This is a genomic window from uncultured Caballeronia sp. (assembly GCF_964243625.1).
Classification (GTDB): domain Bacteria; phylum Pseudomonadota; class Gammaproteobacteria; order Burkholderiales; family Burkholderiaceae; genus Caballeronia.
The window spans coordinates 1-6,702 of record NZ_CAXTGZ010000333.1; the positions used below are offsets into that span (position 1 = coordinate 1).

Sequence of the window (6,702 nt, forward strand, 5' to 3'; positions counted from 1 at the left end):
GTCATGACCGGCGGCATGGGCAGCGTGGTGCTGTCGGCCGGCGGCGGCGCGCTTCCGGCTCGTACGTATGAAAAATCCACCTGGGAATGTGCGCGCAGTGCATCGAAATCGGTGTGATTGCTGATGCGCGGCAACGCCGGGACGATCACTTTCAGCACCTCGGCGCCGTCGCCGCGCGTATGGAGCTGGCTCGGCAGCATGTCCTCGGCATCGAGCGTCAGGCCATGCAGATAAGGCACCACGCCAAGCACCGGCTTGCCGGTTTGCGCTTCCAGCCAGTCGAGACCGGGTTGCAGAAGGCCGATATCACCGCGAAAACGGTTGATCACGAAGCCGTGAACCCGCGCCCTTTCCGTCTCCGACAAACACGCAAGCGTCCCGAGCAAATGCGCGAACACCCCGCCGCGGTCGATATCCGCCACCAGCACGACGGGGCAATCCACCCGCTCCGCAAAACCCATGTTGGCAATGTCCCGGTCCCGCAGGTTCACCTCGGCCGGACTTCCCGCCCCTTCCACGATGATCGTGTCGAATCGCTGCTGCAGGCGGGCGTAGGACGCGAGCACGGCGTCGAAGGCGATGGTCTTGTACTCGTGGTATGCACGGGCATCGAGATTGGCGTGCGCGTGGCCGTGGATGATCACTTGCGCACCGCGGTCGCTGGTCGGCTTGAGCAGCACGGGATTGAAGTCGATCTCGGCATCCACGCCCGCCGCGATCGCCTGCAGCGCCTGAGCACGGCCAATCTCGCCGCCGTCCACCGTGACCGCGCTGTTCAGCGCCATGTTCTGCGGTTTGAACGGCGCGACTTTCATCCCGCCGCGCCGGGCCAATCGGCATAAGCCTGCGACCAGCGTGCTCTTGCCGGCATCGGAGGTCGTGCCCTGAATCATCAGCGTGCCGCGCGGTGCGAATTGCATAGGGGTGCCCGGTTTCACGAAAGACGTCATGTTAGCGCCCACCGGTACAATATTGCGATGACTTCCCCCGACCTTACCTTCATTCTCGGCGGCGCGCGCTCGGGCAAGAGCGCGTTTGCCGAACGCATGGCCGCCGACAGCGAATTGCCCGTCACTTATGTGGCGACGGCGCGCGTCGGTGACAACGAATTCGCGGCGCGCGTGGCGTTGCATCGCGAGCGGCGGCCGGCGCATTGGGCGCTGGTCGAAGCACCGCTCGATCTCGGCGGCGTGCTGCGCGAACTGGATCGCGAGGGACATGTCGTGCTGATCGACTGCCTGACGCTGTGGCTTGCGAACCTGCTTTTTCCCGCCGATGGAACCACGCCCGACGGTCCTCCTCTGGAAGCGTTCAGCGCCTTTGACGCGGCCCTGTCGCAGGTAAAAGGAAAGCTCATTGTGGTGAGCAACGAAATAGGACTGGGCGTGGTGCCGATGGGGTCGGTCACGCGCCTTTACGTCGATGAACTCGGCCGCCTGAATCAGCGCGTCGCCGCCGCGAGCACGCACGTGGCCATGATGGTGGCAGGCCTGCCACTCGTCCTCAAAGGCTGACCATGTTGCTGCTCTCGTTTTACGTCACGGCCATGCTCGCCATAGCGGGCGTGGTCGTCGATCGCGTCTTTGGTGAACCGGCAACGCGCCATCCGCTGGTGGCGTTCGGCCGGCTTGCCACGCGGATCGAAGCCCGGTTGAACACGGGCTTTCGCGCGCGGCCGGCGGGCATTCTTGCGTGGCTGCTGGCGGTTGTGCCGCCGGTTTTCATCGGCTGGATTCTTGTGAGCGTGCTGCCGTTTGCCGCCGCTTGCGCCGTGCACATCACGCTGTTGTGGTTCGCGCTCGGCGCCAAGAGCCTGCGAGACCACATCGTGCCGATCGCACGCGCGCTCGGGCGCGGCGATCTGCCGGAGGCGCGCACGCTGACGGCGCGGATCGTCTCGCGTGAAACCGCCAACGCCGATGAAGCCGCGCTCTCGCGCGCCGCCGTCGAATCGGCGCTGGAAAACGGCAACGATGCGATCTTCGGCGCGCTCTTCTGGTTCGTGATCGCGGGCGGCCCGGGCGCGCTGATGTTTCGCCTGGCCAATACGCTCGATGCGATGTGGGGTTACAGGACGCCGCGTTATTTGCGCTTCGGCTGGGCGGCTGCCCGTTTCGACGATGTCCTGAACTACGTGCCCGCGCGTCTCACCGCGGCGAGCTACGCCCTTCTCGGCGATACCCGCACGGCCTGGCGCTGCTGGCGAACCCAGGCGCCGTTGTGGGACAGCCCGAACGCGGGGCCGGTGATGGCATCGGGCGCGGGCAGTCTGAACGTGCTGCTCGGCGGCGCCGCGATGTATCACGGCACGCTCGAGACGCGACCCGTGCTCGGCTTCGGCGTGACCGCGACGCCAAAACACGTGGTCGCGGCGCTGCGGCTCGTCGAACGCACTACAGTGCTTTGGCTCGTACTGTTGCTGGTGCTGGCTTTCATGGGCGCGGGGTTTCATGGCTGAACCGATACGACACGGCGGCAATCTGCGCGAAGCCGCGCGGCGGTATGGGATTGCGCTGGAGGACTGGCTGGATTTGTCGACGGGGATCAATCCGCGGGCCTATCCGGTTCCCCCTGTTCCCGTCGATGCCTGGCGTCGCTTGCCCGAAGACGCCGATGGTTTTGCCGAGCTTGCGGCGAGACATTATGGTGCGCCGGGCGCGTTGCCCGTTGCGGGAAGCCAGGCGGCAATTCGCGCATTGCCTTCATTGCTGCGAACGGGCGTCGCGGCGGTTGCGGCGCTGACTTACGGCGAATATGCGCCGGCATTTGAACGCGCCGGGCATCGGATCGTGCCGCTGGATGTAATGTCCACGACTTTGCCGGAGGACGTCGATCACGTGATCGTTGCCAATCCCAACAATCCGACGACACAACAATCAGGCCGTGACGTCCTGCTCGGATGGCACGAGCAACTGTCGGCACGCGGCGGTACGCTGATCATCGATGAAGCCTTCGCCGATGCATACAACGACGCTTCATTGGCATCCGAAAGTGACCGCGAAGGGCTGGTCGTGCTGCGTTCGGTCGGCAAGTTCTATGGCCTGGCGGGAATTCGCGCCGGGTTCGTGCTCGCGTCTCAGCCTTTACGCGACGCGTTGGACGAAACGCTCGGCGCGTGGACCGTGAGTGGTCCGGCACGGCATGCGGTATCGGCCGCGTTCAATGATCACGCGTGGCAAACGGCGACGCGCGAAGTGCTCGCTCACGATAGCGCGAGACTCGCAGCATTGATTCGCGCCCGGGGTTTCGAGGCTTTTTCGACGCCCCTTTTTGCGTGGTTCGAAACCTCGAACGCCGCAGCGTTGCAACACACGCTGGCAGAAAAAGGCATCTGGACGCGGCTGTTCGAGCAGGGCAAATCGCCGAGTCTGCGGATTGGATTGACGGGATCGGAAGGCGAATGGTCGAGGTTCTCAGAAGCGTTTAAACAAGCCGCCGGCAACCAATGACATGACCTTCCGCCTCCTGGTCGCGCTGTTCTTTTTTGTTCCCACGCAAGCCCACGCCCTCACCGTCACCGACGACTCCGGCGCGGCCGTCACGTTGAACACACCGGCGCAGCGCATCGTCAGCCTCGCGCCGCATGTCACCGAGTTGCTCTACGCAGCGGGCGGCGGCGACCGGATCGTGGGCGCAGTGGAATACAGCGATTACCCGCCGCAAGCGAAATCGATACCGCGTGTCGGCGACAACAAATCGCTCGATCTCGAACGCATCGTCGCAACGAAACCCGATCTGATCGTCGTCTGGCGGCACGGTAATGCGCTGCGCCAGCTCGACCGGTTGCGCGAACTGCATGTGCCGATGTTCTTCAGCGAGCCGCACAAGCTCGAAGACATCCCCGCGACCATCGATAAACTCGGCGTCCTGCTAGGCACATCGAATGAAGCGAACACAGCGTCGAGTGCGTTCCGTCACGACATCGATGGTTTGCGGGCACGTTATGCAAATCAGCCGCCCGTGAGCGTGTTCTATCAGGTCTGGGACGATCCGCTGATGACGCTCAACGGCTCGAACACGGTGAGTGAAGTGATCGAACTATGCGGCGGCCGCAACGTATTTGCCGACCTGAAACCGCTTGTTCCGACGATCTCGACCGAAGCCGTCCTCGCTGCCGATCCTGAAGCCATCGTCACCGCAACGCCCGGCGCGACGAAATCGGAACGCGCGTTGCCATCGCTTGAAACATGGCGCAAATGGCCTTCGATGAAAGCCGTCGAGCGCGGCAATCTCTTCGGCATAGACGGCGATCTGATCAACCGGCCAACACCGCGTCTCGCGCTTGGCGCCAAGGCGCTATGTAAGGACCTGGACGCTGCCCGCGCCAGGCGTCCGAAGTAAGGTCACGCGTTCCATCGCACGAGCAGCCACTCGCCGCGCACGCGTCTGAGCCACACGATCGCGCTGAAATCCAGCGGCCATTGAATGACGTTCGCGCGTTTTATGCCGAGCAGATGGCCGGTGAGAACGCGTATGACGCCGGCGTGTGTGACAACGTGAACTGGTTCTTCGTTATCAGCGCTCAAAGCCGAATCCGCCCAACCGGCTACACGCCCGGCAAACTGCGCAACGCTCTCGCCGCCATGCTCGCGCGCATGCTCCAGATCTGCGGCCCATGCGTCGAGCATCGCGCGATCAAGGCCGTCCCAACGCTCACCTTCCCAGGCGCCGAAGTCGAGTTCCTGCAGGCGCGGATCGGTTTGGACCGGGCCTAATGATTCGGCCAGCAGACGGCATCGGCTTAACGGACTCGTGTACCAGGTGCCTTTGATGGCCGGCACCCTTAGCGCATTCAAACGCGCGTCCAATAAACGCGCCGATTCCGCCGCGTCGCCGAGAAGCGGAACATCGGTACGGCCATAACAAATCCCGGCGTCGATACCCACAGCCGGATGGCGAATCAGGACGAGATCCATGCGAGTCCGATCAAGTAGATTGCGACTTCGAAAAGCTGCTGCGCGAAGCCGAGGCAGTCGCCGGTATATCCGCCGATGCGCTTGACAAAGTATCGCCCGATGAAAAACCGCATCACGACAAGCGCCACGAGCAGCACGCAGCCAAGCCGCCAGTCGGGCCAAAACAAGCACGGCAAGCCGATCACTGCGGCCAACGCGAACGCGCCTGAACCCATCTTCTGAGCGACCGGTTTCGCCTTGCCCTCGGCACGCACGTACTCGAGCGTGCAGAGATAACTGATCGCGAACGTGCGGCTCGCGGCATGCGCGCCGACGATCATCCATGCAGTGCGCAGCGGCAACATGGAAGCCAGCGTTTGCCACTTCAACGCCAGCACCACGATCAACGCAATCGCGCCATACGCGCCGATGCGCGAGTCGTGCATGATGCGCAGCGCGTCCTCGCGGGTGTAGGCGCCGCCGAAGGCATCGGCGCAATCGGCCAGCCCGTCTTCGTGGAACGCGCCGGTCAGGAGCAGCGTTGCGGCCATCGATAACAACACCGCAACGCCCGCCGGAAAAACCTGCAACGCCGCAAGATAAACCACTGCGCCGACGCCGCCGACCATCACGCCGATCAACGGAAAATAGCGCGCTGCCGCGTTCAGGTAATGTGGCTCGAAGCCGACCCAGCGCGGCACCGGCACGCGGGTGAAGTACCCGAGCGCGGTGAAGAAATATCGAAGTTCTTCCAATGGCCGGTTCATGGCGTAATCAGGAGGCCTTATCCGATACGCCCGCCGATTCGAAACTCGCCATCTCTTTGATGAACGCCACGGCCGCACGCAACAACGGCAACGCGAGCGCGGCGCCCGTGCCTTCACCGAGCCTCAATCCGAGTTGCAGCAATGGTTTCGCATTGAAATATTCGAGCATTCGCGCATGCCCCGTTTCATCCGACGCGTGCGCGAACACGCAGTAATCGAGTACGGCGGGGTTGATGGCGTGCGCAACCAGCAACGCCGACGTGACGATAAAACCATCCACGAGTATCGTCATCCGCGCTTCGGCCGCGGCAAGAAAACCGCCGGCGATCATCGCGATTTCGAAGCCGCCAAAGGTGGCGAGCGTATCGACCGGGTCCGGCGAAATTGCGTGCTTTTTCAGCGCTGCAGCGAGCACGTCGCGCTTGCGGTTGAGGCCGGCGTCATCAAGACCTGTGCCTCGTCCCACGCACGCGTCGATCTCGAGCGCGCACAGCCGGCTCATCAAACAAGCTGCCGCCGATGTATTCGCAATCCCCATCTCGCCGAAGCCGATCACGTTCGTGCCGAGCGCCGCGTGATGCCGCACACGTTCTGCGCCCTTTGCGATGGCTTGCAACGCTTCGTCGCGTGTCATGGCCGGATCGTGCGCGAAGTTGCGCGTGCCGCCGCGACGGATGGCGGCATCGACGAAACCTTCCGCTGCAGGCGATGCACTCGCCACGCCCGCATCCACGACTTCGAGCGTCATGCCCGACGCCTTCGACAACGCGTTGATCGCCGCCCCGCCCGCGATGAAATTCGCGACCATCTGCACGGTCACTTCTTGCGGGAACGGACTCACGCCTTCGGCCGCAATGCGGTCGGCGGCCTTGCTCGCCTTCGCGCCGCTCCGGATGCGCAAGAGCTCCTCGGCTTTCGCCAGATCGCCGCCGGCCTCGAAAGTTTTCGCGGTGTAGACCGCCGCTTCCAGGTCAAAGGCGAGGTCCGCGGCGTCACCGTCGTCGACGACTACGGCCACCACCCCACCGAGATCGTTGCCT

Annotated in this window: 8 protein-coding genes; 4 read left to right on the forward strand and 4 right to left on the reverse strand. The window is 63.7% G+C overall.

The window, feature by feature from the left end:
• The coding region (locus ACFFAR_RS20695; protein ID WP_375508368.1) for a cobyric acid synthase at window positions 1-950 on the reverse strand (950 nt) is incomplete at its 3' end.
• 27 nt (window positions 951-977) lie between these two features.
• On the opposite strand from ACFFAR_RS20695, the gene cobU reads away from it, so the two are divergent.
• The 4 genes from cobU to ACFFAR_RS20715 are packed head-to-tail and all read left to right on the forward strand — an operon-like array spanning window position 978 to window position 4,341.
• Window positions 978-1,514 (forward strand): bifunctional adenosylcobinamide kinase/adenosylcobinamide-phosphate guanylyltransferase, encoded by a 537-nt coding sequence (gene cobU, locus ACFFAR_RS20700; RefSeq protein WP_174363909.1) that lies wholly within the window; start codon window positions 978-980, stop codon window positions 1,512-1,514.
• A gap of 2 nt (window positions 1,515-1,516) precedes the next feature.
• A complete protein-coding gene (gene cbiB / locus ACFFAR_RS20705; protein WP_174363910.1) occupies window positions 1,517-2,458 on the forward strand; it encodes an adenosylcobinamide-phosphate synthase CbiB in 942 nt (313 codons plus the stop codon).
• Entirely contained in the window at window positions 2,451-3,449 is a 999-nt protein-coding gene (gene cobD / locus ACFFAR_RS20710; RefSeq protein WP_174363911.1) for a threonine-phosphate decarboxylase CobD, read from the forward strand. Before cbiB ends, cobD begins: the two co-directional genes overlap by 8 nt.
• 1 nt (window position 3,450) lies before the next feature.
• Complete coding sequence (locus tag ACFFAR_RS20715) at window positions 3,451-4,341, forward strand: helical backbone metal receptor (protein ID WP_174363912.1); 891 nt, start codon at window positions 3,451-3,453, stop codon at window positions 4,339-4,341.
• A gap of 2 nt (window positions 4,342-4,343) precedes the next feature.
• On the opposite strand, the gene cobC is transcribed toward ACFFAR_RS20715, so the two are convergent.
• Genes cobC through cobT form a run of 3 tightly spaced genes read right to left on the reverse strand, consistent with a single transcriptional unit; the run spans window position 4,344 to window position 6,683 of the window.
• Window positions 4,344-4,916, reverse strand: coding sequence for an alpha-ribazole phosphatase (cobC, locus tag ACFFAR_RS20720; protein ID WP_062169472.1), 573 nt, complete (start codon window positions 4,914-4,916; stop codon window positions 4,344-4,346).
• On the reverse strand, window positions 4,901-5,662 hold the full coding sequence (locus ACFFAR_RS20725; RefSeq protein ID WP_174363913.1) for an adenosylcobinamide-GDP ribazoletransferase: 762 nt from the start codon (window positions 5,660-5,662) through the stop codon (window positions 4,901-4,903). Before ACFFAR_RS20725 ends, cobC begins: the two co-directional genes overlap by 16 nt.
• Before the next feature lie 7 nt (window positions 5,663-5,669).
• Window positions 5,670-6,683, reverse strand: coding sequence for a nicotinate-nucleotide--dimethylbenzimidazole phosphoribosyltransferase (gene cobT / locus ACFFAR_RS20730; RefSeq protein ID WP_375508369.1), 1,014 nt, complete (start codon window positions 6,681-6,683; stop codon window positions 5,670-5,672).
• Window positions 6,684-6,702: the final 19 nt, after the last annotated feature.